Genomic DNA, 26,584 nt, shown 5'->3' with positions numbered 1-26,584 from the left:
AAACTTCATAGTCAGGTGGCAATAGCGAAGAGGTCACACCCGTTCCCATCCCGAACACGGCCGTTAAGCTCTTCAGCGCCGATGGTAGTTGGGGGTTTCCCCCTGTGAGAGCAGGACGCCGCCTGGCAAGATAAGACAACTTGAGAAATCAGGTTGTCTTTTTTGTTTTATCATTTTGTGGGCGGGTTTTCGCTTTCTATGTAGATAGCTCGCTTTAAAAAAATGAGAATCACCACTTTTCATTTGAAGAAAACGACCTGTAAAGACAAATAAAGTTTTCAGTAGAAGTGTCTGTTCCCTGATAGTCTAAAGGAAAATACTTGTACCGATAAGGAGCAGGTTGGCTAGATATAAATGTTTAACTTTTTCAACTGCCCGTCTGTCACTATCACGGTTATGCTTATCTTCATATGCTGGATAGCTTTTTGTTCACCCTCTAGCCCTTTTCTTTTAAAAAGAAAGGAGTAATTTAAAAAAAATTGTTGTGAAAATCCTTTTCGAGGGCAAGCTATTCCCAATTCACATCTCATGAAGGGGTCGTGTCTGTGGGAAGAGAAGACAAGCGAAGAAAAAAGCGAAATAAAGGACGGTTTATATTAGGTTTCTTTTTGGTCTTACTCCTGATTGGAGCAGGTTTGGCGTTTACGGTCTACCAGTCCTTTCAAAATACATTGGGCGGGGAAGTGTTGCATTCAAACAAGCGGACGGAAGATGTCTCACTACAGAAAAAAGAAGCGTTTACCGTTCTTTTGCTTGGTGTGGATAAGCGCAAAGGGGATGTAGGCCGGTCGGATACCATGCTGTTTGTGTCCGTAAACGGGGACAATAATACAGCGAAAATACTAAGCATTCCACGGGATACACGAGTAAAGATTGTGGGAAAAGGGACAAAAGATAAAATCAACCATGCCTATGCATTCGGTGGTGTGAAAATGGCCGTGGAGACAGTGGAAAATTTTCTGGAGATGCCGGTCGATTATTATGTGGAAATGAATATGGAAGGCATGAAAGAACTTATAGATGCTGTTGGCGGTGTGGAAGTGCAAAATGATTCCGCCTTTTCTTACGGAGGCGATCATTTTGTTGAAGGGCATATTACATTAAGCGGATCTGAAGCATTGAACTATATACGGATGCGCAAGGAAGATCCAGATGGTGACTTCGGCAGACAGGTCCGGCAGCGTCAGGTAATGGAAGGCATCTTGGACAAAGGGAGTGACCCGGCAGTCATTTTGCAATTAACAGATGTCATGCAGGCGATTGGGGACAATGTTGAAACGAATTTATCGATCAGCGACATGCTCGCGATTCAAAAAAATTACACATCAGCGCGTAACCACATCCAAACCGTTACCATGGACGGTACTAGTACGAAAATGGGCGGCGTTTACTATTATGTGGTGGAAGATGAAGAAGTGGTACGTGTATCAAATGAGTTTAAAGAACATTTGAATTTGAAATAAAGAATCAGTTTAAAAGAGCTGATTCTTTATTTTAATTAAGAAAGAGACTACATAGAATTCATGATGATGAACGCTTTTTTATTTATACTGTGCACAAGCATAGCCACCCTATAGGGCGGGCCACGTTTTAAATAATAAGAAGGGTGACTTTTCAGATACTTCTGGCTCAGCGGAGCAAGAAAGAACATAAGAAACTATGATATACCAAGTCTTTTCATTCTGTTTTTGGCTAGATTCTGAATACTATTTTTCATTATTGGTAATAGTAGTGGAAAGGAAAAAGCCATGCTAGGAGTGAAGAGCTATTGAATATAAATAATTATAAAATGATTGTAGTGGATAATGCAGCTGAGCATAAAGACCAGATTACTTGTACGATTTTTATTATGGATGAAGAAAACACCAATGTGCTGTACACAGAAGGATTCCATGTGAAAACAAAAGAAGATAGAGACACGTACGCTGAAAAAGTCAAATGGCGTTTTCTTCGCTGTATCTAAGCTTCCTTTTGCAGAAAGCGCTTGTACATAAACGTTACTTCAGGCAGCGAAATCCAGGAAGTGAAAAAAGCGATTCCCCTTTATAAAATAAGAGAAATCACTTTTACAAAGTTAAATTTTTTGACGATAGGGCATAAACGGTTTTAGCGAAATGTTTATTTTGGCATCTTTTAGGTCTTGGGCGGATAAGCCGTGAGTTTTGCAATAAAATCCAGCGATTCATCAGCTGCAACTTCGTGTTTTCTGCGTATTTTTTCAATTTTACACGCTGATTATTTAAACGTTGCTGCTTCGATAATAGATCTACAAAACCAGCTGTTAATTCATTGGCGGCTTCTTTTTTCATCTGCCAAAATGAAATGGGACAAACACAAGGCCTGGCTGTAGAGCGTCACCCATTCTTGCAAACACTTCCATCCATCCGCTCGGTGAAAAAAAGGCGAACCAGCTCTCCAGGCATAAGTGAGAGCTTTTTGGCGTCTTCTGTGTGAATTTCTACATTCCATGCTGAGCGGCCATATGTAGATAAGGGGAACGTCCCGTTTTCGTTCGTGTATGCCAGTGCCAAACAAGCCGCCCCGTTGTCAGCCATAAGGGAAATTCCTTATTTGGCTGTTCTGCCGGCGGAGATAATGGGTAGGGTGAAGAATGGCCCTTCCATTTGCTTTTTTATCTTTAAACTTTTTTTTGAATTTGAACCAGTTAAAAACGCGGAATCGATTCACCTTTGATCAGGGTACATAGTATTGCTAAAAAAATGAATACTACAGTTGAAAGTTAAAAGGGGTGATATTTATGGCCATGTGTCCTTTATGTAACTCATTAGCAGTATTAGAAATTAATTGTCCAAAATGTAATACTCAATTAGATGATTCAGGCAAGGTATCAGATTTTTTAGACCCGTACGGTCATTATAATGATGAAGAGACGGTAAAAATGGGTGATGGCTATCCCAACACAGCGAAAGATCAGATTTGTCCTCATTTAATGGTCTGTAACGAGTGCGGGTATGATGTGGTGAAATTCATCCAGGAAAAATAACGGATTAGAATTGCTGGCATCCGCCAATACGTGAGTGTAAATGATTGAGTGCAGGAGCGCTGAAAAACAGTGCCGACAATTGATCCTATTAGATAAGTCCAGGTAAAGCTGTTAAGGGATGAGATTGAGCCGGAAGAAGTTGAAAAGCTTTTGGGTGGTGAATTTAAGCAGCAGGCTGCCGTATATAATGAACATTTGGCTGCTTTGAAGGTATTTTAGTCCTTGTCTCAAATGGCGGCCAATTCCGCCATTTGAGGTTGAGGGTTTTTAATTTAGGGTGTCTTGAGAAAACATCGAAAGATATAACGGAATCCTTCTGGAACGATTATTATTTTTTTACTACAAAATCAAGCAAGTGATCATATTCAACCGGAATTTTATACACTAAATCAAATGTTTTATGATCAATAACGAGCAGGTTTCCTTTTTCTTCTCCATCTGATTCAATCATATAAATTTCACCCTGTTGAGTGTCTTGATATAAAATACGATAATTCATATCCGATTGAATGTAAGGCTTGTCCATTGGTGAGAAAGTGGGCTCTCCTTTAAGTAATAACAGGCCGAGAACGGGACCATTCTGTTCACTATATACAAAGTGAAGAGCTCTATCTTGATCTATAAGAAGAGTTCCTGAAGAATCAGTAAAATAAGAATCCTGTACAGGTACACTTTTGAAGGTATCGTATTCTTTGACTGTTAGATCTTGATTAAGAACAAACATTTTTCCTTTATTACTGATAATATAGGCATGATTCTCCGTTCCATAAACTGTATAGAATTGAGACGACTTTTGGCCGAAATCCATATAAACGGTTTCACTAGTTTTGCGGTCTATCAAGCCAATAGCACCTTTTGCTGCTCCCAGATTGTTTTCCTCTCCGTTTCCAGCATAAATAATTTTATTTCCTAATTCTAAAAGTGGGCTCCAAAGAGGTACAAGTTTGTAGTCTGTTTCATAACTTTTTTGCTCGGTGTCATTCGTAATAGACATCTGAAAATTGCCTGTTTCTTCATTTAGGTTTTGGTCTCCGGTTTTATGAGAAACAAGATTTTGCAGCAGCACATCAGATCCGTAGTGCATAATATGATCGACACCTATGTCGTATTTAAAATAAGGAAGATCCACTTTTTTAAAGGAACGCTTCTGGATGTCGTACATATAATACCAGTTTTCAATGACCGCTTCTCCAAAGAAAGAAATATAAAGCTCGTTAAGGTTCGTTGGTTTTTGATGAACATTTATTCTTCTGATTGTATCATCGTGAACCTCATATTCCTTTATAATTTTGCCTGTCTTTGCTACTTCTTTAACCAGCGTAAATTCCTGTGAGGTTCTTGAGTCAGAAGGATAAAATAAAAGGTAGTGATCTTCGGAAATCTCGTTCATAAAAGTAAGGTTTTCGATCCCATTTACCACAATTCGATTCTTCTGTTCATCAGATTGATTCGCTAAGTATGCAGAAACACTAACGACTGTAGAAATGAAAAGTACCACAAAAATCCAAAAAATTTTTTTCATGTGCACTCCTGTTTAATTAAAAAGATCTAGCTTTAAAGTTATTGATATATTGCTGTTGATTATTTCCCGCTGGTGACGGGTATACACTTTGGATCGGTTTTTCATACAGGTCAGCTTCCTTGAAATACCCGAGCTTGCAAGGTGTCTCAAGGAGTGCTGCAGCACTCCTTACAAGCAAGGATTAAGGCTGATCAAATTCATTGATCTTTTCATATCCTTCTTTCTTTCATAGTGTCACAGATTATTGTATCACAAGCAGGATCCGGACACAGAAAAAACAGCCAGAGGGGGCTCTGACTGCAGAGAATGACTTCGATCCTTAGGAGTTGGATTTAAAATTAACGGAATAATCAGCAGTGTGTCCATTATGTACAGGATGAAGGAAGGGCTAACCTGCTTCCTTCTTCCCGTATGAAGTATATGTTTTGTTTTGATTAATAATGCAAAAAAGCCAGGCGGGAACCTGGCTGGGGGAATGGTTTTATTCATGGGAATTGGATTCCGAACGAACAATGCTAGTATAGACCATTAAAGAAAAATTTATACAAAAAAGCCGAGAACAAGTCCACGGCTCTTGAAATATTACTCGCACTTTTATTTTAACAGACTAGGGCTTTTCATCTATGAAAGACATTAAAATTGATCCTTCCACAATGAAGCTGGAATTGGATATAATGGAAATACCGAAAGTATGTGTGGTTGTGTGATCTGTGATGGGAAGGTAAAGGTCAGAGAGCTGCCTCCACATGGGGAATACAAGATCGTCACGCACCAGGCGAAACCCTGAAAGTAAATAGTTCGTTTGCTAGATTTAGAACGTTAATAACAGCGGGAGAATATAGAATCAAGAATACATTCGGTTCTTCTTCTGTAGCAGCAGAGTTCACACTTACTTACTGAATTAATTTTTAGTTTGTAATTTTCATGCTTGCAAATATCCTACAAAGAAGGAAGCGCTCACTGGTGCTGGTGAGTGTTTTTCTTTATGTAGAAATTATGGCTTAAACAGAGAAAAAACATAGACGGTGAGAGAATGGGGGGAAACCAAAAACCGAAAGAGGAAAAGTAAACAGATTGAGACATTCGTGAGCTGATGGCTACAAATAGACCCGCCTACAAACGGGTGGAAGGTTGGATTAAGCAGAAATGAGACAGAAACTAGGTATAACATGGCAAAGATAGTAAAACTGTTTAATCGGCAGGGGACGCTCTTGCTGTATTTCGTTTATATGAATAAAGTTATTTAACTTCTTTTGTGGTATGGTAAGGCAAAGGAGGTAGAGAATGAAAACCTATAGACTGACTTTTGTTTTTTCATCTGGAAAAGAACTTGTTCAAGAAGTAAAGGCCGATTCGCCAGAAAATGCATTAAGGTCCATAAAAGATGGAGAAGTTTACACGTTTGTTGATAAAGACGACGCGCTTATCCAAGCAAATATGGAGAATGTCGATTATGTAAGAGTGAAGGAATATTAATATAGCAGAATTCAAGCATCCTACGGGATGCTATTTTTATGTTCAAGTACGCAAAGTAATGTTGAAGAGGAAAATTAGCTTCTTTTGTCGAATATAAGGGGAAAGGAGATGTTCTTATAAAAATTAAAGTGAGTTATTATACCTTAGACTGTGATGGGATGCCAGAAGGACGTCAACTTTACGAACAAGTAGAGATTGATCCAGACTCAAGTGATAGTGTGAGTGCATTAGTTAAAGAAGCATTGATCAAAAAGCTGGCTACGAATAAAGACAAATTAAAAATTATGAGTATGACATGAATTTTAATTTCGTTTTCTATAGGCATCCTGCGGGATGCTTTTTTCTTTGCTTAAAAATAATCTCGGAGGTGGTGGTGATGTGAAGTGGCAAACTGGGATGATATCAAAACATAATGGGAAACAACCAAGATCACGCTTGCTGCATTAGCGGAAAAGCATGATCTAAAACAAAGCCGTGAAGGTTGGTCCAGAGATCTAACGAAAAAGAATGCAACTAAAAGCGAAAAGGTTGCAACCAAGAAAAAGGGTGCACCCGTTGGTAATTCTAATGGAAAAGGCAATCGAGGGAATAAACACGCAGCTCCTCCAAAACGAAACTCAAATGTTCTGAAACATGGCTTCTATCAGATTTTACTGAAAGAGTACCCCTTTAACAAAGCCTATCGCTTTCGCCTATATCCAACCAAAGAACAAGAAGTGCTGATTGCGAAAACCATCGGCTGCTCGCGTTTTGTGTTCAACCGCTTCCTTTCCTTATGGAACGAAAACTATCAAACAACTGGAAAAGACTTATCGTACAGTGCCTGTTCAGCCCAGCTTACAAAACTCAAGAAAGAACTAAGTTGACTGCAAGAAGTTGATTCACATTCCCTGCAGTCATCCTTGAAACATCTTGCAGACTCATTTGACCGTTTCCTCAAGAAGCAAAACAAGGCTCCGCGATTTAAGAGTAAGAAGAATAAAGTGCAGTCCTACACGACAAATATTGAAAAAAAGAATCAGCTTCCGGAGGTAAGCATTTTGGGCAATCGTATGGAACTGCCTAGGCTGGGGTGGGTTCGTTTTGCGAACAGCCGTGACGTGCAAGGACGCATTTTAAACGCAACGATACGGAAAAACCCTTCGGGCAAATACTTCGTTTCCTTGCTTGTTGAAACAGACGTGCAAGACCTGCCCAAAACAGATTCTACTGTTGGGATTGATGTCGGCTTAAAAGACTTTGCCATTCTCTCGAATGGGAAAGTGTACAAAAATCCAAACTTTTTTAGAGCGTTAGAAGAGAAGCTCGCCAAAGCACAACGCATTCTTTCCCGCAGCCAGCGCCTAGCCATTCAGCAAAAAAGACCGGTATCAGAAGCGAAAAATGTGCAAAAGCAGCGTATCAAAGTGGCACGTATTCATGAACAGATTGCGAACGCACGGACTGATTACCTGCAGAAAATCACGACCGAGATCATCAAAAACCACGATGTTATCGGTATTGAGGACCTGAAAGTGTCAAATATGCTGAATAACCGTACATTATCCAAAGCAATCAGCGAAGTTTCCTGGTCGGAATTCCGCGCGATGCTGGAATACAAAGCGAAGTGGTACGGCAAGAAGGTGATCGCGGTTGATCCTCGTTACACTTCCCAAAAGTGCCACTCATGTGGACATACAGCGAAAGAAAACCGTCGAACACAAGCGGTATTTACTTGTATCTCCTGCGGTCATTCCGAAAACGCGGACATCAATGCTTCCCGGAATATCCATGATTTATCCATGGTTTAGTCACACAATTTGATTTTCTGCAGGAGACTTGCTGCAAAGTCGTTCGTACTGCCAACCGTCGGAGTGACGGGTGTAGCCTAATGAATTAGGGGCCGATAGGTTCCTATACTTAGGAATCCCCCATGTTCAAAGAACGTAGTGAGTAACTGGGGGTAATTCAAGCCAAGCATCTTCCAGAAGAGTTTTTGAAAATCATGGATGAAGTGTGCCAGGCAGATCCGCTTGATTTCATTTGGGATCAAATCGTTATTCAATACACTGCGATCATCTGTGCTCAAAAAGTTATGTGGGTGGAAAACGGCGACGATCATTCTGAACGAAGACGAGCCAACACCTTTCACCTCTCCGGCAACATCCGCTGGGGAATTGAGCAGGGTATGTGGGGAATCATTCTGGTTCATGATCGGTTCCAGCCTCATTTACCTTTGCTAGATAAATGACACGTGAACCATCAAAACAAGGAAATGAAAAAGGCAGCTGCTTTTGATTGCTTCCGGCTAAAATCAGGAAACTAGTATTCTCTTAATTTTTATCTTTCTACATAAACCTATACAAATCTATTACTTCTTACATACACTATAACAAATAAGTAGAAAGGAGGAACAATCATGTCATTACCTTGTCAACGGCTCGCTGATATAATTGGAGGCCAGGTTATCACTTCAACTCCCGTCTGTGTGGTACAAAGTCTTCGAAATATAGATGCAACCATTTTAGGACGCCGCACCCGCTCTCCTCTGGCACTTCCATTTGCCCTATCATTCGAAAATAACATTGGTGGAAAGACTCTTAATCTAGGAGAAACCGTCATCCTTCAATCAGAAATTAACCGATTTATGACTGCGTTACGACGTAGAGGGATTACTATCACAGCGGTTCACAACCACTGGCTTTTTGACAATCCACGCTTAATGTATATGCACTGGGAAGATGTTGGCGATCCTGTTGCATTTGCTGAAGATAGTTATGACGCGGCAAGAGAAGCAGGCTTATTGAAATAAACCTGCAATATGCGCCCTCTTTTAAAGAGGGCAACTTCTTCTAGCTGCTCCATTTACTAAGGAACAAAATATACATAAATCAAAGCTGCTCAAAACCCTATATTTAAGTTCCTTTATGAACAAAAATTTTGAAGGGAACTGGAAATACCACCTATGCAGTATACCTTTTTACCGCGTATTAGTATGAAAAATCACCTGCTTCTTCTCATTTATCTTAAGATACAGGAATTTATAAACTTTGCGTTCATAACATGGAAAAAGCGATAGGAAAGGTGGTAAAAACATATATGGAGATACCGGTAACTGGATTGATCATTGATTCAGACGATCCAAATTCAGATTCTCATCATTCTCATCATTTGTATATTACAACATGGAATGGGCAGCCTGTTCATACCCATCATTTTTCAGGATTAACCTCTTTTGATGCTGGACATCGTCATCAATATGCTGGAATAACGGCACCAGCTCCTACTGGCGTCCCTCATACTCATCGATATATGACAGTGACTTCATTTGATGATGGGCATGAACATGAAATCCGAGGGGTAACTGGTCCAGCTATTCCCTTGCCTGATGGCAGACATTATCATACTTTCCGAGGAGTAACAACTGTTAATGGTTCTTATCCTCATTCTCACAGGTATAGTGGCAATACTAGCGTTTAAAACTTAAAAAAGGCTGTCGGATAGCCCGATAGCCTTTCATAAAGAATAAATGAATACGAAAAGTGTTTCGATTTACACTTATTTAGGAGAAATTAAATTAGTGACAGAACAAAAGCCTATTTTTTCTTGTCTTTTCCACTCCCTCGAGGTAATTCTCGGGGGTTCCTTTGTTTTCATTCCTGCTTCACTACATGTATTAATTGGGCGTAAATAAAAATACGAAAGCACGTTTGTTTTTTGTTCGGGAATAAAACGTATGTTCTGTATAATTAGATTAACGAATGAAGCAGTTAAAATGGAAGGATTGTTTAAAACGTCATTCAAAACAAATCAGCCTGTTTTAATCATGTACATGGCAGAAAACCTAGAGATTACTGATTGTAATATTATTGTGAGAAAGATCGCAAAGGATTATATTCGGGCGTACTGCCTAAAACAGGGCAGATTGCGGACGTTTAAACGAGAAAACATTTTGGCAGCTGCTAAGCCTAGACAAAAGCAGGGTATAGGTTATGCGTAAACCACTATCCGCTCGTCAAAAAACTATTTTTGAATACGTAAGCAGCTTTATTGAAGCAAACCATTATCTTCCATCTGTTCGTGAGATTGGGGAAGGGGTTAATTTGAAATCAACCTCTACCGTGCAAGGTCATTTGTACAGCCTGCGAATTAAAGGCTAACCTACTTGGCAGGAAGGAAAGCCACGTACATTACAAGTGGTTAGAGAAGGAGTAATCGTATGATAAAAAAAGCCCCGGTAAAAACTAGGGTTTTTTTTGTGAAAAAATATATAAAAACATTGTCTAAACACTTTAGGTACAAGTCCTAAAAAGGCTCTTATAGAGCGACAGCGGACACATAAATAGATCATGCGTAATATATCAGGCAATTAAATAATTTAAGTAATCCAAACAAAAAAGGAGACGTCGTTGATGTCTCCTTTTAAATAAGATCTTTAATTTATTTAAATGCATAATGGAACAATCCATAATACAAAGGACCAATTGTCACAATAAGGATAACTACGATAAAAATGCTTCTAAAAGGTTGGGAAATTTCATCAAGCGTTCTATCACCGCTGTAATATTTACTGTTAAAGCTGAAAATGACATCCCAAAGCAAGCCAACTACAAATACAATTTTCCATAGAAGCGGAGTAAGGAATTGATTATCAGTGACGTACCCAAATAAGCCAATCCACGTAATGATGGAAATTACAAAGTCTAATTTAGCAGGAATAGTTTTATATTTGCCCCCAACAAGAAATCCAATGGAAGAAACACCTAAAATCCCTAAGTATATTGTCCAAAATGCTTGTATCATTATTCCAATCCTTTTTCTTAAGATTAAGCCAATTATACAAAATTTAAAATTAAATAGAAGCCTATTACCGAATTAAATAAAAATTAGTTATTAGAAAGGAGTTTGTTACCTAACAAGACGTCTAAAAGCTGCATGTAAAGGTGTATAAAATGGAGAGTTAACATATATACAAATATACAAGCAAGGGTAAGAAGGAAAATCAGCTGCCGAATTGGGAGAAGGAGTGCTACGGGAAGTGAAAGACAGGCAAGACAGCGCTATTGGGCTAGTTGGAGAGGGATGCCCCTCTTCTTATCCCATCTGTAAGTTTTGTATTCCAAAGAGTCAGGCTTGCTGGTCCACTTTAATCCAGACACTTCTGGCAACAAATCACGATGGTGTGACCAGTTAAGGATATGTATGTTTTGTAGTTCGAAATTTGGAAGCGAGAATTCACTGCGAGCGTTATATGTGGGTTTGTGAACATAAATCAGCACCAGCTTAAGAAGATATTATCATATGTTTGTGTCTTAGAATGAATAAATTCAGATAAAAAGAGAAATAAAGAAAGTAAGAAAACTGGAGGTGAAAGCTTTGTTAAACATTGGAGATTGGAAAGCAGTCAAAATTGGTGATATGACAGCCGTTGGATATGTAAGCAACATCATTAATTTTAGCTGGCACAGTAAACGAGTTGAGTTAACAAAAGTGATTTGGATTAAGGACAATAAATACATGTTAAAAAAACCATCACCAGGCATCTTCACAGAAGAGCAGCTGGAACCGATCGGTGATTTTTGGGACAAGCACCAAGATAAATCAACATTGATTGACCTAGCTTTAAAAACAGGTGACAAAGAGTGGTTCAAAGAACTGACGGGGGAAAAGCAGAAATGGCATACCGTAGAGCAGTAATTAAACAACAATGGACCCCAGAAGAAGTGGAAGCATATTGCAGGAAATTTGAAGCGAAACGCCCGGCATATGTAAGAGAAGCTGATAAACGGGTAGGTAACAGGTTTTCTTCAAGAGGGAAACGCCCGGTCAATTCAAAAGGGAACTTGAGTAAAATCCAGTACGAAAAGTTTGTTGCAAAAGGATTAAACGATGAGCATATTTTAGCGAGGTATGAGGATTTAACACAGGGAGTGCTGGATGCGAAGAAGAAACGGTGGGGAATTCAATAAAACCCAGAAGCAATGCTCCTGGACTATCAAGCATGTACCACAGGGGGATTGCTTGATCGTACTAATTATCAATTATCCTTTAATAATGAAAAAAAGCAAAAGTGGATGTGCTGGCGGTAAAGAACACCCCACGTAGGTCTGGCTGTATAGCTTTATGGGTTATCAAATGGGAAAATCAGCGTTTTTACATGCCAAGTATGTTGGATAAGTTCAGGAGGGTTCTATAAAAATGAAAAAAGCGCCAGAAGCGCTTTAATTAAAGTATGTATCTTTCTCTTTAGGTTTAGGGTTAATGTTTTGTGACTGTTTATATTGAAGTGTTGAAAACCTTTCAGATTTTATTAGCCTCAAAATGATTGGATAAATAAGAATAAGCTCCAAAATTGTTAGAAATATCCATAAAGTTAATTCGTTTGAAGACATATAAAGAAAACCTCCACAAAATAAATATTGTGATTTTATCATAATTAAAATACCCAGTTTAGTGAAAAATAAACGATTTTATATGTGGGAAATGAGAACTAAAATAGCGTGTTTTGAGGAGGAAAACCGTGATTAGACTTGGGGAGAGGTAAACAACAATAGCCATGTTGCGGAGCAGTCGCTAAACAGCAATGAACACCAAAAGAGATACAAGCTTATTGTAAAGGAAAGTTTGAATCAAAAAGGCTGGTTTAAGTGAAAAAAGCAGACCAGGATTATGCTTGTCGCTTTTCGAAGAACAGTGAATAAAAAGAAATGCCCTATGCCTGACGAGACCCAATAAGCAGCAATATGAGCGTGACCTTAAACAAGGGCTTGCTGAGTAAGAAATGATTAATGGTTATCCTTAGCTGACATCTGGCTGCATGAAGCAAAGAAGTGGTGGGGATTTTCATAAAAGCAGCCTGGCGAGGGATCTGACTGAAGGAAAGGCAGTGAGTTAAGGCTCTCATAAGAATGAACCGACTTATCACTATCTATAAAAAAATTTGAACAAAAAAAGACTGTATTATTTAATACAGTCAACTATATATCAAATAGGGAGCTAAAGAAGGAAGCGGGGGAACAGCTGAAAAGCTCGACTAACTTGAAATGTTTTACAGGCCAGTGTTGGACACTTAGCAGTATCCGCCACCACCATATTCGCCTCCAACATAAGAGACACCGATAATGATTAAAAGAATAAACAAAACAACAATTAGTGCAAAGCCAGATCCGTACCCACCATTGTTTTCACAGCTCACGATTATCACCTCCCACTTTTACATAGTATGGGGGAGTTTAAGGGAAGCCTGTATAAATGACCATAGTATAACAAAAAGTTTTATTTTTAAGAAAGCAAAAGGTGATAATACGAATTCGACAGGATATAAAGACTTGCCAGAATAGACCTTCTCTTGTTATACAAAATAAAACCATGTTTTTTAAGAAAAGTATGAAGATGAATTTATTACAGGATAAATGAGATAGTTATTTTAACAAATTTAACAATGTGCAAAATTCAAATATATAAAAAAATCAAGAAAGCATTTAATGTATGGTGAGACACAACCTCTTTGAAATAACCTCTTATTACACTATCAGTCCGTTAATGATGAAAAAATAAAGACTGACAAATATGATCCTCAGACCTCTCCACCTAAATTAAAGATTCTGATAGAGCATTTTACTTTGAATGTAGTGCAGCCTCTATAGGTTTGGCTTCCTTCGAAAGGCAGGTGCATAACGGAGACAACAAATAAAAACAACGTTTAAGATGTCCTCATAATATTCATAGAACTACCCGAAATAAATCTGGCTCAAATTCTTCTGTGCCAGATTGTTATTGTACTTTATCATCTTTGGCGAGAACACCCCCACTTCAAGCTTGCTAAGTGGGGGATGAATCGTTGCTCTTTCAGTCATCCTTTTTCCTTGAACGCTCTATTGCTAAAATGGTATAATTAGGTACAGAACAAACGTTCAGGGGGTGAGGAAGATGATAAAAACCAAAAAAGATGAAAAACAGAACCTTCATTTTAAAGCCTTTCGGTTTAAAATCCATCCAAGTGATGAGCAAAAACAACTGATTAACCAAACGATCGGCTGCTGCCGGTTTGTCTACAATTATATATTAAATGAAAACATCAAGAGTTTCGAAAAAACAAAAAAACGGTATACAGAAACAGCTGCTAAAAAGCTCCTCCCTGGGCTAAAAGAAACGTTCAAATGGTTGTCTGGTTCTGACAGTATTGCTCTTCAGGCAAGCATCGAATATCAGTACGAAGGATTCAAAAAATATAAGGAACAGCCGAAAAAAGAATTAAAAAAACGAGCCGCTAAAAAATGTGCAGAAGGCTATACGCCAACGGCGTATGACTTTAAGGGCCATCCGACATTCAAAAGCAAGAAAAAACCGGTCCAAAGCTACACAACCAAAATGACAAATCACAATATTAAAATCGTGGACAATCGCGTTCAGCTGCCGAAACTCGGCTGGATTCGTTTTTCAAAGTCCCGAAACATTGAAGGTGACATTAAGCGTGTCACCGTGCGCCGAAGCAGTACCGGCCGGTATTCTATTTCGGTCATTTGCGAGATGCCTTATTCCCCGTACAAACCAAGCACCAACGATGCCGTTGGCATTGATCTGGGATTAAAAGAATTTGCCGTGCTCTCCAACGGTGAATCCATTGCCAACCCGAAATACTATCAAAAATACGAAAAGCGATTAGCCTTTCTTCAGCGTGCGTTTGCACGTAAAAAAGAAGGGTCGAAATCGTGGAAAAAAAATAAAGCCCAGATTGCTAAACTGCACGAAAAAATCAAACACACAAGAGAAGATTTTCTTCACAAGCTGACGACCAGGCTCGTTCATGAAAACCAAGTGATCGCGGTGGAGAATTTGTCGGTGAAGAATCTCGTCCAAAACAAAAAACTAAGCAAGGGGATTCACGATGCATCATGGTCGAGGTTCAACGAAATGCTCGCTTACAAAGCGAAGTGGTACGGACGGACGATCATAAACGTCGATCCGTTCTTCCCATCAAGCCAGCTCTGCTCAAGGTGCGGCCACCAGCATAAGGATGTAAAAAATCTCGCTGTCCGAGTGTGGGAATGTCCATCCTGCGGCGCACGTCACGACCGGGACCTGAATGCAAGCCTGAATATTAAAAAAGAAGCTCTTCGGCTTCTTTCACTTCAGTCTATTTAAGTTTGGTCATAAAACCGTTGGAATACGGGGTTAGCCTGATTACTGGGGGTCGAAGATCCTCTTGCCCAGGAATCCCCCACTTCAACCGTCAGGTAAGTGGGCGGTAGTTCAATAAACTGCACCCAACAATAGGATACGAAACATTAAAGCATATTTCCGATTTCAAAAGAAACGGTGTTCTCGACATGGTGTTGTATCATCATGAGCGATACGATGGAAATGGGTATCCCCACGGTTTGAAAAAAGAAGAGATCCCCCTGGCAGCGCGTATTTTGGCTGTCGCTGATTCTTTTGATACCATGACAACAAAGCGGGTCTACAAACCAATCATGGATTTAAACTATACAATGGGTGAGATTGAAAAGAATATAGGGAGTCAGTTCGATCCTCAAACTGCAAAAGCGTTTCTAGCCATTTTGGAAAGAGAGAGAATGGGGATATTTGAGAAGAAACAGCCCAGTTTTTCCAATAAGTTTATAATTTAAGCCGCATCAGTTAGAATGCTGATACGGCTTTTTCTTTCTAAAGCATTATCTATTTCCTATCTTTCATAAGCCCTTCCGTCAGGATCTCGATTATGTTGTATATCATATGCAGATTTGCAAGCCTTAATGTTCAACCAATGGAAGGAGAATCGTAAAGCGAGTGCCTTTTCCTACTTCACTGTTTACTTTAATTTCACCACGCATCGCTTTTATAATGCTGAAGATCACCATTGTGCCGAGCCCAGTTCCTTTTTCTTTCGTTGTGTAGTAAGGGGTCCCTAAACGCTCAATTTGTTCTTCTGTCATGCCAACTCCCGTATCTTCGATAGTGATAACTGCTTTGCCGTTTTGTTTCTGTAGCGAAATAGCTACTTTTCCTCCTTCAGGTATTGCTTCTATAGCATTTTTAATAAGATTAATGAGAGACTGATGAAGTTTCTGATCTTCACCTGCAATGTAAACATCTGGATACTGTTGCAGTTCAATATAAACATTATTCATGTCGGCAAAAGGCTTAATTACTTTGATGGCAGAAGTAAGTTCCTTTTTTAAATTCAATGTTCTAACATTTTCTATTGAAGGTTTAGCGAAAGTGAGGTAATCACTAATTACGGATTCAGCTCTATCCAATTCCTCTACTGCTATATCTATGTACCTGTTTTTTTCCTCTTCCTTAAGAAGAGGATCTCTTAGCATTTGGAGAAATCCTTTTGAAACAGTTAAAGGATTTCTTACTTCATGAGAAATACTGGCCGCAATATCACTGATGGTCTTTAACTTTTCTAATTTTCTGATTTCTTTGGTTAAATGCTTCTCACTTCTGGACTTTTCAATAAATATGATAAAAAAAGAGAGTGCAACAAATTGAGCAAGAAAGAAAACGGATGCAGATGCCAGGTAGCTGAAATTCATTAGCTCGGGGAAAGACAAATAAAAAGTAGACACAATACTTAGTATAGCTATAAATGAAATCATGAAGATAACAAAAAGTTTTCTCTTTAAAACAGTTGCTTTATGAAAAAAAGGAATAGTAATCCATAGTAAAATTAAGATCGCAGTGTAGGCCAGCAAAGCTCCCTGAAAGTCAGGATACCCTAAATACAGCCGGTAGGCGATAAGAATTATAAATAGAACAAAAGCAACTTTTCTTCCTCCGTATAAAGAGCCAATGAAAAAGGGAACCTGTCGAAAATCCACTGTATGGCTTGGCGTAATAATTGGGAAAGTCATGCAAAGAATAATGGAGCTCCCAGAGATAGCAATATTAAAAAATCCATTCATAAATCTGTTCCATTTAGACTGGCTAACATATATAAATAAAAAGAAAAAAGTAAGAATTAGAAGAAGGTGTAATAAAAGGACTTGAAATGTTTCAAATGTAGTATTCATGCTTGTAACTCCTTTTGGTCCTCTCTGTAATAATCACTACTCTCACTTCACCTGTATAAACTTTTTAAAGCCAAGGAAAAGCAATTAGAAAATTACCTGCTTAGAATTATTATTTTCCTACAATAAAAGTCTAAATTCTATCAATTTTCTTCGACAAAAGACGACACTAACGGTACGTTATTTCATTTTTGCCAAAATTATAATTACACTAGAAAGATTTTATCTGGAAACATGTAAGGAGAGTTGCTGCCTTCAATAAGCATCGATATCAATTAAGGTGGAAAAGTGAAGTAAAGATTCACAGGGTGGGATGTTAACGACTTGGCAGCAGGCATAAGTGACCCAGCTATTCAACTTCATTTAAAAAGCCAAACCTTGATTAGTCAAAGTTTGGCTTTTCCTCTTTATCTTAACTTCTGCCTTCTCATCCACTGTGTAGCAATCCATTTTTCTCCCCTGATAACGGGTGCTCCACCGTGCAAAGTAAGTTCGTTTATGCTTTTATCGTTATAAAAGTATTCAAAGTAGACCGCCATTCCTTTTTGTGGAGAAACAGAAAAATTAAGTTTAGGGAAAAAGGTTTCTCCGCCTTGTTCTACATCGTTTAAGTACAAAACGAGTGTACTGATTCTATTATTTTTCGCTGCAGGACTTGTTGGGGCAAAAAAATCAAAATGCGCTTTGTACTCTTGACCAGGAGTATATTTTAAAATGTGAAGACCATCTCCATGTTCAATGGGTATATTCATAATCGAGGACAGTCTTTTTTCAACTTTTTCAATGATATCGCTTTCATCACCTTGCAAAAACGTTCCGCTGCTTGTTCTCATTTCATTTACTTCATGTGAAGCTCCAATTTTTGAACGCTGCACATTGTCTTTTGACAAGTTGATCAGCTCATCGCATTCTTCATCGCTCAACACATTTCCTAAAACGACAATGAGCGGTTCCTCAAATCGCGCAATGACCTTAATTTCTCTATCTTCGGTTTGAATAAGATTTCCTGTGTGGCTAAAAATGGTTTGTTCTTTTATGGTTGCTTGGTTACTATCCATGATCACCGTTCAACAGCCCCTTAAAAAGTTAATATTTACTTTAGTGATAGGTATTTGGGTAAGCGTTTACTATGAGAATTATATCACGAATTTAGTTTGAGTGATTGATTTAGTATAATGAGAACAATATAAACTTTTTATTAACAAGTAAATGGAAAAATGGAGGAAAGGATGCAAAGCTTACTTTGAAAGAAGGGGATTGTTTCTTGCTTGGGAGAGTAGTGCTAAAGGAATACATAAAAAAAATCCCTTAAAGGGATTTTATCAAATGAATCAGGAATCCTGCTTATAAAAAGCGATAAATTCCTGGATAGAATGTAGAATTCCCTCGGCTTGAATGGTAAATAGCGATAAAGCCGATAAAGAGAAAAAAGCTACAGGGATTAAGCGAAGCCAGTGCATTTTTATCCCCTCCATTTCTAGGTAATGAAAGAATCATACCTCTGAACTTTAAACTTATCAAGTTTAAAGAATCAACATCGGTTGTGTTCTTTTACTCACGAAGGGAACACCTTGCTATAGCAGATTATAAAAGCAGGTAAACCTATATAATGCTTTGGATGCCTGCTCAGTATGAAGGGATTCGACGAAAACGGCTGTAAATCAAATCATTTTTTACTAGGAGATAAAATCTAATTGAGCAATTTATCAATCGCGGTTGCTGCTTCTTCAATACTTTTATACTGCTTAATTGACTGGGTTTCATAAAGTGTTAACTGGATGATAGAAGTATCTTTTAAGCAGCAAACTGAAGCAATCGGCTGCTCATCCTTTTCGAAAGTATGGGTAATATTGATGGTGTTAAAAGAACACAATGTTTCTAGCAAATCCTGCAGGCTATTTAATGACAATGTTAATTCTCCTCTCTGGTTCTAACCTTTGCAAAAGCACAAGGAAAGAGGCTGGTGAAAGTCTAAGATGATTATTGATCGTTGCATTTTTAATCGGATAAGTGTTTGCTTATTCAAAATGCATATACCCCTTTTTTGAAGAATTTATAACTATAAACAAAAAAATTAAAAAAATGTCCAAACAGGTAAACCCTAATATATCCTTCAAGGAAAGTAAATAAATGTATTTCAGGTTCTCTTTCTCTCTTTTCCATACTTGGTTTTAGAAGGAAAAAATTATCCGTGCGAAGACACAAATAAACACAGTGGGCCCAATGAACTCACTGAAAAACCAATTCGTTACAGGAGCTAAATGAAAAGCTAACCATACTAACATATGCCATAAAGCAACAGGATAGACCAATAATTAGAGATTCAATCTGAAGGGAGAATAATTTAACGGATTTTCATTTTGAGTTGTAATGATATCGTGGAAGTTTCTTCATAAAAATGATTCAAAAATGTTTTCAAGCTAAAGGTTAGATCATAATAAAGCTGCTTTAGGAAAATGGGTGTAAGAAGATAGCCAAGTGAGGGGTGTTTGACTAAAGAAACATGACATTTACAGATCAACAGCAGAACTATGGTAGCCCGTCGGATAAAGTACTATAAAAAGGCCTTAGAGCTTGAAAAGCTCCAAGGCTAAAAGGAGCATCAAGGGCATTAATGGTAGGGGAACTATTTAATGCCTTGATACTGATTATTTCCCACAATTAATGAAAAATATGCAAAAAAAGCCAGATAGATCTCTGGCTGCACAGTGTTATGGGTTATCGCATGAGAAAATGGGGGGGCTCATAGGCATATTATGGACAAATTCAAAGGATCTTATACAGGCCAAACAAAAATAATTTATTCGGATTATAGCAGGATTCTTTTCTCCTGTTTATTTTAAAATTTTAAAAAAAGACCAGCCGAAGCCGGTCATCCATGATGAGTATATGTAATTGGTGAAACTACAATCTCTTGCCATTCCTCAAAATTAAGAGTATTATCGCTGACCCACCTAAAGATACCTGGATCCCAGTCGTCTTCATCTACGATACTTTTCATAATTCGATCATAAGCCACAGCTTCAGTTACTTCTTTTCCAATATTGTTCCACAGACAGTATAGGTCTGGGGCATGTGCAGATTTTAGTACTTTCAATGATAGTAGCTCCTCTCGCTTGACCAGCTTTCTTTACTTTTTATATGTTTTCTTTTGGTTTACCGAAGAGTATTGTACCAAGAGAAAAGTGAATAGTTTGTCGAATCTTGTCTTGGAAAATATTAATTAGGCAACAGGGCGTTATGGTTTTTCAGAAAGAAGGATATAGTTAGGAAGAAAAATGGACACAGCAATTCGAATAGATTTATAGCAGAAGACTTTATGAAAAAAGGAAGGAACAAGTGTAACCGAGTAAAAACTAGTTGTCTATACCAATTAGTAGCTGTTGTATCAAAATTTACAGGTTTATACTTGTGAAATTCCATCAACTGGTATAGATAACTATACTTTAAGCGTGATAAAGCGCTGTTAACAAAACCTTTTTCCAATTTATTTTTAAGGAGGATGGTTATGGATATAGATGCAGATTACTGGATCGCAAAACAAAAATAATGATGCGAAATCTAATATGAAATGAGCGATCATCATCCAGATATCCATCTAGAATAATGAAAAAGTCAAAAGTGAAATGCGCTCTCTATTTAATACATAATTAACAATGTGCAAAATTCAATAATAAATTAAAAAACAGATAATAACACAATCAACACTCCTCCACTTAAAAGTAAAGCAAAATAAAGAAAGTGAACAAAAAAAAGAGCCCGTAGGCTTATGCAACATCATCGTGCATATGAGAACCTTCTATAATTGCTTTTGCCTGTGCCTCAGTAAGTCCTTGCTCTTTTTGCAGCCAGTTATATAAATCCAAACAAAGTACTTCAAATTGATTCATCTCACCGGGACGATTTTGCTCGCTTATGTCGAGCAGGTATTCTTTGTGTAACTGCAGATAGCTGTATGCCAAGTTCATGACCAATCCCTCCCTTTGTTAATAGTTTACTCGTTTTATTGACGTTTAATCCTAAACAAGGAGGGAGTCAAAAAGTGTTCACATTCAGCAGACACCTTTTCGTCATATATACAAGGGAAGTGATTGTAATTTTTAACCCTTATCATTCTAACAACCAAATCACACACTTTATTACTCGTTTTCGTTTTAGCGTCCCCGGGGAACACCTCTTAGAGGCCTGGAGAGAGGCAAGGGCGCCGTCTACCATACTAATGAAACTCTAATTATAAATGAGAGACTGTGCATGCAAAACGAATTTTCTTCAATGAATATCTATGACTTTCAAAGGCTTATACTGAAATGCTCCGCCGCCAGTTTTGTATGTAAAGGGATACGTTGTCTAGGTGTACCGATTATTAAAAATTTATCTAGGTTCTAATTATACCTCTTACAGATCCTATGATCGAATAGAGAATCGGGATTGAGAGAAGCGGTAAAACTGGTTTGTTGGAGAACAGACAAAGAACTGTTTTGATTATCTGCGTTATAAATTTACATGAATAGGGAATGCTACAGGTACTCATTTAACAAAGTTAAGGCAGGGGAAGTGAACCTTGTGGATTTTTTTCATGCCCAGGAATCTCTTACAACCATTCAATGGATTTTAAGAGCGCTTGTTGCTTTTTTGTTTTTACTTTTGGCTGCAAAAATAATGGGCCAGCGGTCGATGGCGCAGCTAAGGCTGCTTGATTTTGTAATGGCCATTTTAATTGGGAATATTTTAGCTCATCCTTTATCGGACCAACATTTAGGATTAAAAGGCTCAATGATCTCTATGGTCGTGTTGGTGGTTTTATACATTGCGGGCACTTATTTGAGTTTAAAGTGGAAAAGATTCCAGCGTTTTCTTGATCCCTCTCCCTATCCGCTCATTGAGCAGGGGAAAATTAGATACCAAAACTTAAGAAAAGCAAGAATTTCTATTGATATCTTGTTGGCTGAGCTGCGAAAAAGCCAAATTGAAGATATCCAAAAAGTCTCACATGCAATCTGGGAACCGAACGGAACGATTTCCTTTTTTCTTCATCCTAAACATGCACCTGTCACTCCAGCTGATATGAAGCTGCCTGTAAAGCCGTTGTCTATATCACGGGCCGTAATCAAAGAAGGGGAAATAGACCATGAGGAATTGAAGAAAAGCGGTAAAGATGAAGCGTGGCTTAACAGCCAGTTAAAAGCTCACAATGAATCAAAGGCGGCGGACGTTTTGTTAGCGACCTTAAAAGGTGATAAACTAAACGTTTATCATTATCCAGATCAGTCATAAACAGAGCAGCCCGTTCTTTTTAAAAAGGATGGTCTGCTTTTTTACTCCATTATTTTAGTCAGGAATAAAGAAGAAAATATTTTTCTAAAATTACATTCATTTGTATACATATATATATAAATACTTGTATATATGTATTTTTGTGAAAAAAAGAAGAAACTAGATAATATTTGTTAGTAAGTCTTGTTTTGCTGATACAGGGCGTGGATTTTACTTTGTTTTCTTGGGCCATCATTAAAAATCCACAAAATCAAAGGTAAAAATTTCCCTTTTTCAGAAGTTGATGCTAAAATAAAAAACAAATAAAGAGGAGGGATAGGGGAGCAGTGCCTAGAGAAATAAACATAACTGTGCCAAAGGTTATTTGCTAAAGCGGCCATTCTTATTGGCATATTGTATGGAATAAATAAATATATTTTTATTCAAGTGAACCAACAGTATTACTTACTTGTTCCAACAACCAGTAAAACAATATTTGTAAGTAAACAAAAAGCTGGAAACGCTTTAATTCAGGCCAGGACTGCACGCTTTGCACAAAGAAGCGGAAAATTCTTTAGGCACTTTGCCTATTTCAAAGAGGTATAAAAATAAGATAAAATGGAAATAATCTAGAAAGCGTTTTCAAATTTTAAAATATAAAGTGAAAGGCTGGGCTGCATGATGTTAGAAAGAAACGTGAAAATTGGATTAAAAGAAGGACTTCAATCAAAACCTGCTGCTCGATTTGTTGAAAAAGCGAATACATTCAGCAGCAACATTACCCTGATCCGCAATGAAAAAGTGATTGCCGCTAAAAGTATTATGGGTGTCATGGCTGCGGCATTGACTCCAGGAACTGAAGTGAAGCTTATTGCTGATGGAAGCGATGAGGAAAAAGCATTGGATTCGCTTGAAAAATTTCTTTCTACCCCATAAAACAAAGCATATAAAAGGAAATCCAACATGACTGTATTAATATGTTATTTTTCTTGAACATACCCCTGATCGCTTAAGAGAGCAGGGGTATTTGTTATGTGTAAAAGAATATAAACTGTTGTAAAAATTTTAAGAAAAATCAGGAAAAAGTATTTTAGTATAATATTAATTTAATTTTCTGGATATTTACGAAACTCTTACACTTTTCATTCAATTGGTGTATGATAGGGGATGGTTTGTGACAACAAGAGTAACAACAGGAGGCTTTTTTAGTGTCAAACAAAATACCATTTTCATTTATAGTAGTGATCGGCTTGATGCTGTTTGCTTTATTTTTTGGAGCAGGAAACTTGATTTTCCCGGCTATGCTTGGCCAGTCAGCAGGGACAAATGTCTGGATAGCAACTGCCGGCTTTTTGGTAACCGGAGTAGGCCTTCCTCTAATAGGGGTTATGGCATTTGGCTTTTCTGGAAAAGAGGATTTACAGTCCTTAGCGAGCCGCGTTCATCCTATTTTCGGTCTCGTCTTTACAACCGTTCTTTATTTGGCAATCGGTCCTTTGTTCGCGATTCCACGGACAGGAAGTGTTTCTTTTGAGATTGGCGTAAAACCATTTTTGTCAGAAAATTCAACGTTTGTACCTTTGCTGATTTTCACAGTGATCTTTTATAGCATCACATGCTTTTTCTCTTTAAATCCAGCGAAAATTGTCGATATTGTCGGAAAATTCCTTACACCAATCAAAATCACATTTATCGGGATTTTAGTAGTAGTCGCATGCTTTAACCCAATTGGTAAGCTGCAGGCGCCTGCAGAAAAGTATCAAACGAATGCCTTTTTCAATGGATTCCAGGAAGGGTACCTGACAATGGATACACTTGCATCCTTTGTATTTGGTATCATCATTATTAATGCAATCAAAGAAAAAGGTGCAAAAACGAGAAAAGATATTTTGATCGTTTGTTTAAAAGCGGTTGGAATCGCCGCTGTTATTCTTGCAGCTATCTATACAGCTCTGTCTTATATGGGGGCTGCCAGTGTAACGGGTGTGGGACGTCTAGATAATGGCGGAGCAGTTTTGGCAAGTGTCTCGGACTACTACTTCGGAACATACGGCGGAGTTTTGTTAGGTTTAATGATTACGGTTGCTTGTTTAACAACAAGTGTAGGACTGATCACAGCTTGTTCTGCTTATTTCCACAAACTGTTCCCGAACATCCCGTATAAAACGATTGCCGTAGTATTATGTGTATTTAGTGCCGTTATCGCTAATATTGGTCTAGCTCAATTAATTTCAATTTCTGTACCAGTATTGACTGTTCTTTATCCATTAGCGATCGTCTTGATCGTTTTGACGTTCCTTCATCCTTTATTTAAAGGACATGCCCACGTGTATCAAGGCAGCATGTTGTTAACCTTTTTAGTGAGTATCATGGATGGTTTAAAAGGAGCTGGCTTGAATATTTCAGCTATCGATGCTTTTTTCACAAATTATCTTCCGCTTTATGGATTCGGGCTGGGCTGGATCTTCCCTGCGATTGCAGGCGGACTTGCCGGATATATCATCAGCTTGTTTACTAGAACGAAGCAGGAAAAAGAGCAGAGCAAGCCAGGAAGAAGAGCGGTATAAACTCACAGTATGATATCATGGAGCAAAATAAATAATTCTTTCAATGTCACAAAGCCTGTAGAGTACGAAAGATCAAAACACCTTTACGTTATTTTTGCGTAAAGGTGTTTTTTTGTATAAAATCATCTGATTTGTTATTAACGATAAATTTATTATGTAAACTTTAAAAGGAACAGCAAAAGGAAAATATATAAAAAACGGCTTCTTCAACAGAAAGCCGCTTTTTAAGGATCTTTTATTTTACCTCGTTATTTAAAGTAATCCATAATAATTCTTTTAGAGATCTCCTGCATGGTTGTGCCTTGTTCTGTTGCTGCCTGCTTGATTTTCTTTTTAATATCAGCCGGCAGGTAAATAGACAGACTTTTTTCAGCCGATTCGATCCGAATTTGGCTGTTATTGGCTGCTACAAAACCTTCTTCTGCGTTGCTTTCTAAAAAATGGCCAAGTGTTTCCGCATTTTCCACTGCATTTAATAGCATATCCTTAACGTAAAGGACGATAATATTTTCTTTCTGCCGTATATCCATATAAACATTGGATAAGTCAAACTGCTCGTATAAGAGATCCAGAAACTGTCGGGTAAAGGACAACTGTAAAGGCAGCGACAGCTTCGCGTAGCCAGGCGTTCCAGTCCGTTTGCCAAAAGAAAGTGTGTAGTCTGGGGTTAAATCATGCTTATAAATGCCTTCTTCAAATGATAGCTGGGCGCCGGTATCCTGGATAAAAAACACCCATTCTTTCTGGGTATCCCAAGTGAGGCGTGCTTCCTGAATCGTGCTGGACGAAAAGCGCTGGTAAAAAGCCATCTGCTTTTTACGGTCATAAAACAAGCGCTGCTTGAGGCGATCTTCTACAAGACGCTCTTTATGCGTTTCTTGAAACAAATCTAAGTCGACTTTTTTGATGGTTACAACTTCCCGGCTGCGCCAGGTCGTTTTTTCAAAAGGGATAAGCTGCTCTTGGAGGTAAGATTGCAGCACGGCTCTCGTTACACCTAAATAAGCAGCGGCTTCTCCTGTCATCATTCCGTTCGGCTGTTCCTGATTGAGCTCCTCTTTTAGCCGATCAACCGCGCTTTTTTCAAATAAATGCCCCCGGTGTCCGCCCCAAAAATCCTCAACGGGTGTCAGTTTTCCAGTTCGTATATAGTGGCCGATCGTAACCACTGATTTTCCAAGGCGTTCAGCCGCTTCTTTTGTGGTGTAGCAATCCGAAATATTCATGTTTATTTATTCATTCTCCTTCATTTTAATCCGAGTTTCTTCCATTATATATGCCGCTCTCTACAAGCAGTGTTTCAAGCTGAGCAGAATCATTTGTAACATCTTATAAGAAACAGCTTTTCCTATCAGGTGAAAAGCCATTTCTTTGTTCCATCCGATATATGCTCTTCTTTTTCTCTCTTTGCCTTGCTGTTACATAAACAAGTTTAATTATACACAGAGAAAAAAGTGATCATGCTTTTAAAAAGAAATAATAAATCAATTCAAAAATAAAATATGTATAATAATAAACTTTATTTTTAATAGTATTTATACTCCTATTATAATTCATTAAAAAATAAAATACAAAAAATACTTAATTTAAAATAAATGTTTAAAATAAAAATTTTTTATATATTAACTATTGTAATAAAATCAACAAATGTTATATTTTTTGATATAAGATAGTTTATTTAAAATTCAAAAGAAATTAATTAATGATTATTTCATTTTTAATTGTATAAAAATAATTTAATTTATTTTATAATGAAAATATATATTAA

28 protein-coding genes, 1 rRNA gene and 1 pseudogene are annotated in these 26,584 nt (G+C 37.8%); 19 read left to right on the top strand and 11 right to left on the bottom strand.

Annotation, left to right across the window (positions count from 1 at the left end; translation table 11 throughout):
- The first annotated feature begins 11 nt into the window (after nt 1-11).
- From rrf to M3221_RS16380, 3 genes are all read left to right on the top strand, one after another.
- Nucleotides 12-127: ribosomal RNA gene (rrf, locus tag M3221_RS16390) — 5S ribosomal RNA — on the top strand.
- A gap of 418 nt (nt 128-545) precedes the next feature.
- On the top strand, nt 546-1,463 hold the full coding sequence (locus M3221_RS16385) for an LCP family glycopolymer transferase (RefSeq protein WP_251272797.1): 918 nt from the start codon (nt 546-548) through the stop codon (nt 1,461-1,463).
- Nucleotides 1,464-1,768: 305 nt separating this feature from the next.
- On the top strand, nt 1,769-1,963 hold the full coding sequence (locus M3221_RS16380) for a hypothetical protein (protein ID WP_251272796.1): 195 nt from the start codon (nt 1,769-1,771) through the stop codon (nt 1,961-1,963).
- A gap of 103 nt (nt 1,964-2,066) precedes the next feature.
- Here M3221_RS16380 and M3221_RS16375 read toward each other — a convergent pair whose 3' ends face one another.
- The gene (locus M3221_RS16375) at nt 2,067-2,309 is read right to left on the bottom strand and encodes a hypothetical protein (protein ID WP_251272795.1); all 243 of its coding nucleotides are present in this window, start codon (nt 2,307-2,309) and stop codon (nt 2,067-2,069) included.
- Between the two features lie 45 nt (nt 2,310-2,354).
- Complete coding sequence (locus M3221_RS16370; protein ID WP_251272794.1) at nt 2,355-2,555, bottom strand: hypothetical protein; 201 nt, start codon at nt 2,553-2,555, stop codon at nt 2,355-2,357.
- A 203-nt stretch (nt 2,556-2,758) separates the two neighbouring features.
- Between M3221_RS16370 and M3221_RS16365 the strand changes: the two genes are divergently transcribed.
- Nucleotides 2,759-3,004, top strand: coding sequence for a hypothetical protein (locus M3221_RS16365; protein WP_242237701.1), 246 nt, complete (start codon nt 2,759-2,761; stop codon nt 3,002-3,004).
- Between the two features lie 328 nt (nt 3,005-3,332).
- Here M3221_RS16365 and M3221_RS16360 read toward each other — a convergent pair whose 3' ends face one another.
- Nucleotides 3,333-4,526, bottom strand: a complete 1,194-nt coding sequence (locus M3221_RS16360) for a hypothetical protein (RefSeq protein WP_251272793.1) — start codon at nt 4,524-4,526, stop codon at nt 3,333-3,335.
- Nucleotides 4,527-5,217: 691 nt separating this feature from the next.
- On the opposite strand from M3221_RS16360, the gene M3221_RS26850 reads away from it, so the two are divergent.
- The 8 genes and pseudogenes from M3221_RS26850 to M3221_RS16320 all read left to right on the top strand — a co-directional run bounded on the left by M3221_RS26850 (nt 5,218) and on the right by M3221_RS16320 (nt 10,141).
- Entirely contained in the window at nt 5,218-5,313 is a 96-nt protein-coding gene (locus M3221_RS26850; RefSeq protein ID WP_396120294.1) for an XtrA/YqaO family protein, read from the top strand.
- A 497-nt stretch (nt 5,314-5,810) separates the two neighbouring features.
- Nucleotides 5,811-6,002 (top strand): hypothetical protein, encoded by a 192-nt coding sequence (locus M3221_RS16350; RefSeq protein WP_251272792.1) that lies wholly within the window; start codon nt 5,811-5,813, stop codon nt 6,000-6,002.
- A 158-nt stretch (nt 6,003-6,160) separates the two neighbouring features.
- Nucleotides 6,161-6,301 (top strand): hypothetical protein, encoded by a 141-nt coding sequence (locus M3221_RS16345; RefSeq protein ID WP_251272791.1) that lies wholly within the window; start codon nt 6,161-6,163, stop codon nt 6,299-6,301.
- Nucleotides 6,302-6,655: 354 nt separating this feature from the next.
- Nucleotides 6,656-7,792, top strand: a pseudogene (tnpB, locus tag M3221_RS16340) (IS200/IS605 family element RNA-guided endonuclease TnpB).
- 194 nt (nt 7,793-7,986) lie between these two features.
- Nucleotides 7,987-8,232 (top strand): hypothetical protein, encoded by a 246-nt coding sequence (locus tag M3221_RS16335; RefSeq protein ID WP_251272790.1) that lies wholly within the window; start codon nt 7,987-7,989, stop codon nt 8,230-8,232.
- Nucleotides 8,233-8,400: 168 nt separating this feature from the next.
- On the top strand, nt 8,401-8,793 hold the full coding sequence (locus tag M3221_RS16330; RefSeq protein WP_251272789.1) for a DUF1259 domain-containing protein: 393 nt from the start codon (nt 8,401-8,403) through the stop codon (nt 8,791-8,793).
- A gap of 287 nt (nt 8,794-9,080) precedes the next feature.
- Entirely contained in the window at nt 9,081-9,461 is a 381-nt protein-coding gene (locus tag M3221_RS16325; protein WP_251272804.1) for a YmaF family protein, read from the top strand.
- A gap of 512 nt (nt 9,462-9,973) precedes the next feature.
- On the top strand, nt 9,974-10,141 hold the full coding sequence (locus tag M3221_RS16320; protein ID WP_251272788.1) for a LexA family protein: 168 nt from the start codon (nt 9,974-9,976) through the stop codon (nt 10,139-10,141).
- Between the two features lie 280 nt (nt 10,142-10,421).
- Here the strand turns inward: M3221_RS16320 and M3221_RS16315 are convergent, their stop codons facing one another.
- Nucleotides 10,422-10,784, bottom strand: coding sequence for a hypothetical protein (locus M3221_RS16315; protein WP_251272787.1), 363 nt, complete (start codon nt 10,782-10,784; stop codon nt 10,422-10,424).
- Nucleotides 10,785-11,357: 573 nt separating this feature from the next.
- Between M3221_RS16315 and M3221_RS16310 the strand changes: the two genes are divergently transcribed.
- Nucleotides 11,358-11,678, top strand: a complete 321-nt coding sequence (locus tag M3221_RS16310) for an IDEAL domain-containing protein (RefSeq protein ID WP_251272786.1) — start codon at nt 11,358-11,360, stop codon at nt 11,676-11,678.
- Nucleotides 11,657-11,950 (top strand): hypothetical protein, encoded by a 294-nt coding sequence (locus tag M3221_RS16305; RefSeq protein ID WP_251272785.1) that lies wholly within the window; start codon nt 11,657-11,659, stop codon nt 11,948-11,950. The genes M3221_RS16310 and M3221_RS16305 overlap by 22 nt, the downstream gene beginning before the upstream one ends.
- 1,100 nt (nt 11,951-13,050) lie before the next feature.
- On the opposite strand, the gene M3221_RS16300 is transcribed toward M3221_RS16305, so the two are convergent.
- Nucleotides 13,051-13,176, bottom strand: coding sequence for a YjcZ family sporulation protein (locus M3221_RS16300; RefSeq protein WP_242237686.1), 126 nt, complete (start codon nt 13,174-13,176; stop codon nt 13,051-13,053).
- A 734-nt stretch (nt 13,177-13,910) separates the two neighbouring features.
- Between M3221_RS16300 and tnpB (M3221_RS16295) the strand changes: the two genes are divergently transcribed.
- On the top strand, nt 13,911-15,125 hold the full coding sequence (gene tnpB / locus M3221_RS16295; protein ID WP_251272784.1) for an IS200/IS605 family element RNA-guided endonuclease TnpB: 1,215 nt from the start codon (nt 13,911-13,913) through the stop codon (nt 15,123-15,125).
- Nucleotides 15,126-15,241: 116 nt separating this feature from the next.
- Entirely contained in the window at nt 15,242-15,610 is a 369-nt protein-coding gene (locus tag M3221_RS16290) for an HD-GYP domain-containing protein (protein WP_285880928.1), read from the top strand.
- A 123-nt stretch (nt 15,611-15,733) separates the two neighbouring features.
- On the opposite strand, the gene M3221_RS16285 is transcribed toward M3221_RS16290, so the two are convergent.
- The 5 genes from M3221_RS16285 to M3221_RS16265 all read right to left on the bottom strand — a co-directional run bounded on the left by M3221_RS16285 (nt 15,734) and on the right by M3221_RS16265 (nt 20,964).
- A complete protein-coding gene (locus M3221_RS16285) occupies nt 15,734-16,999 on the bottom strand; it encodes a sensor histidine kinase (RefSeq protein ID WP_251272783.1) in 1,266 nt (421 codons plus the stop codon).
- A 404-nt stretch (nt 17,000-17,403) separates the two neighbouring features.
- Nucleotides 17,404-18,054 carry a 2OG-Fe(II) oxygenase gene (locus M3221_RS16280; protein ID WP_285880925.1) on the bottom strand — a complete coding sequence of 217 codons (651 nt, stop codon included), beginning with the start codon at nt 18,052-18,054 and terminating at the stop codon, nt 17,404-17,406.
- Nucleotides 18,055-18,686: 632 nt separating this feature from the next.
- Nucleotides 18,687-18,905: a hypothetical protein gene (locus tag M3221_RS16275; RefSeq protein ID WP_251272782.1), complete on the bottom strand. Its 219-nt coding sequence runs from the start codon at nt 18,903-18,905 to the stop codon at nt 18,687-18,689.
- 963 nt (nt 18,906-19,868) lie between these two features.
- Nucleotides 19,869-20,093 (bottom strand): hypothetical protein, encoded by a 225-nt coding sequence (locus M3221_RS16270; RefSeq protein ID WP_251272781.1) that lies wholly within the window; start codon nt 20,091-20,093, stop codon nt 19,869-19,871.
- A gap of 670 nt (nt 20,094-20,763) precedes the next feature.
- Complete coding sequence (locus tag M3221_RS16265) at nt 20,764-20,964, bottom strand: hypothetical protein (RefSeq protein WP_251272780.1); 201 nt, start codon at nt 20,962-20,964, stop codon at nt 20,764-20,766.
- A gap of 595 nt (nt 20,965-21,559) precedes the next feature.
- Here M3221_RS16265 and M3221_RS16260 point away from each other — a divergent pair.
- The 3 genes from M3221_RS16260 to brnQ all read left to right on the top strand — a co-directional run bounded on the left by M3221_RS16260 (nt 21,560) and on the right by brnQ (nt 24,816).
- A complete protein-coding gene (locus M3221_RS16260; protein ID WP_251272779.1) occupies nt 21,560-22,270 on the top strand; it encodes a DUF421 domain-containing protein in 711 nt (236 codons plus the stop codon).
- A gap of 657 nt (nt 22,271-22,927) precedes the next feature.
- Entirely contained in the window at nt 22,928-23,185 is a 258-nt protein-coding gene (locus M3221_RS16255; protein WP_396120293.1) for an HPr family phosphocarrier protein, read from the top strand.
- Between the two features lie 272 nt (nt 23,186-23,457).
- Nucleotides 23,458-24,816, top strand: a complete 1,359-nt coding sequence (gene brnQ, locus M3221_RS16250) for a branched-chain amino acid transport system II carrier protein (protein ID WP_251272778.1) — start codon at nt 23,458-23,460, stop codon at nt 24,814-24,816.
- A 248-nt stretch (nt 24,817-25,064) separates the two neighbouring features.
- On the opposite strand, the gene M3221_RS16245 is transcribed toward brnQ, so the two are convergent.
- Nucleotides 25,065-26,042, bottom strand: a complete 978-nt coding sequence (locus M3221_RS16245; RefSeq protein ID WP_251272777.1) for a helix-turn-helix domain-containing protein — start codon at nt 26,040-26,042, stop codon at nt 25,065-25,067.
- Between the last annotated feature and the right edge of the window lie 542 nt (nt 26,043-26,584).

Source organism: Domibacillus indicus (assembly GCF_023715895.1).
Lineage (GTDB): Bacteria > Bacillota > Bacilli > Bacillales > Domibacillaceae > Domibacillus > Domibacillus indicus_A.
This window is presented reverse-complemented; position numbering and strand designations above follow the sequence as displayed.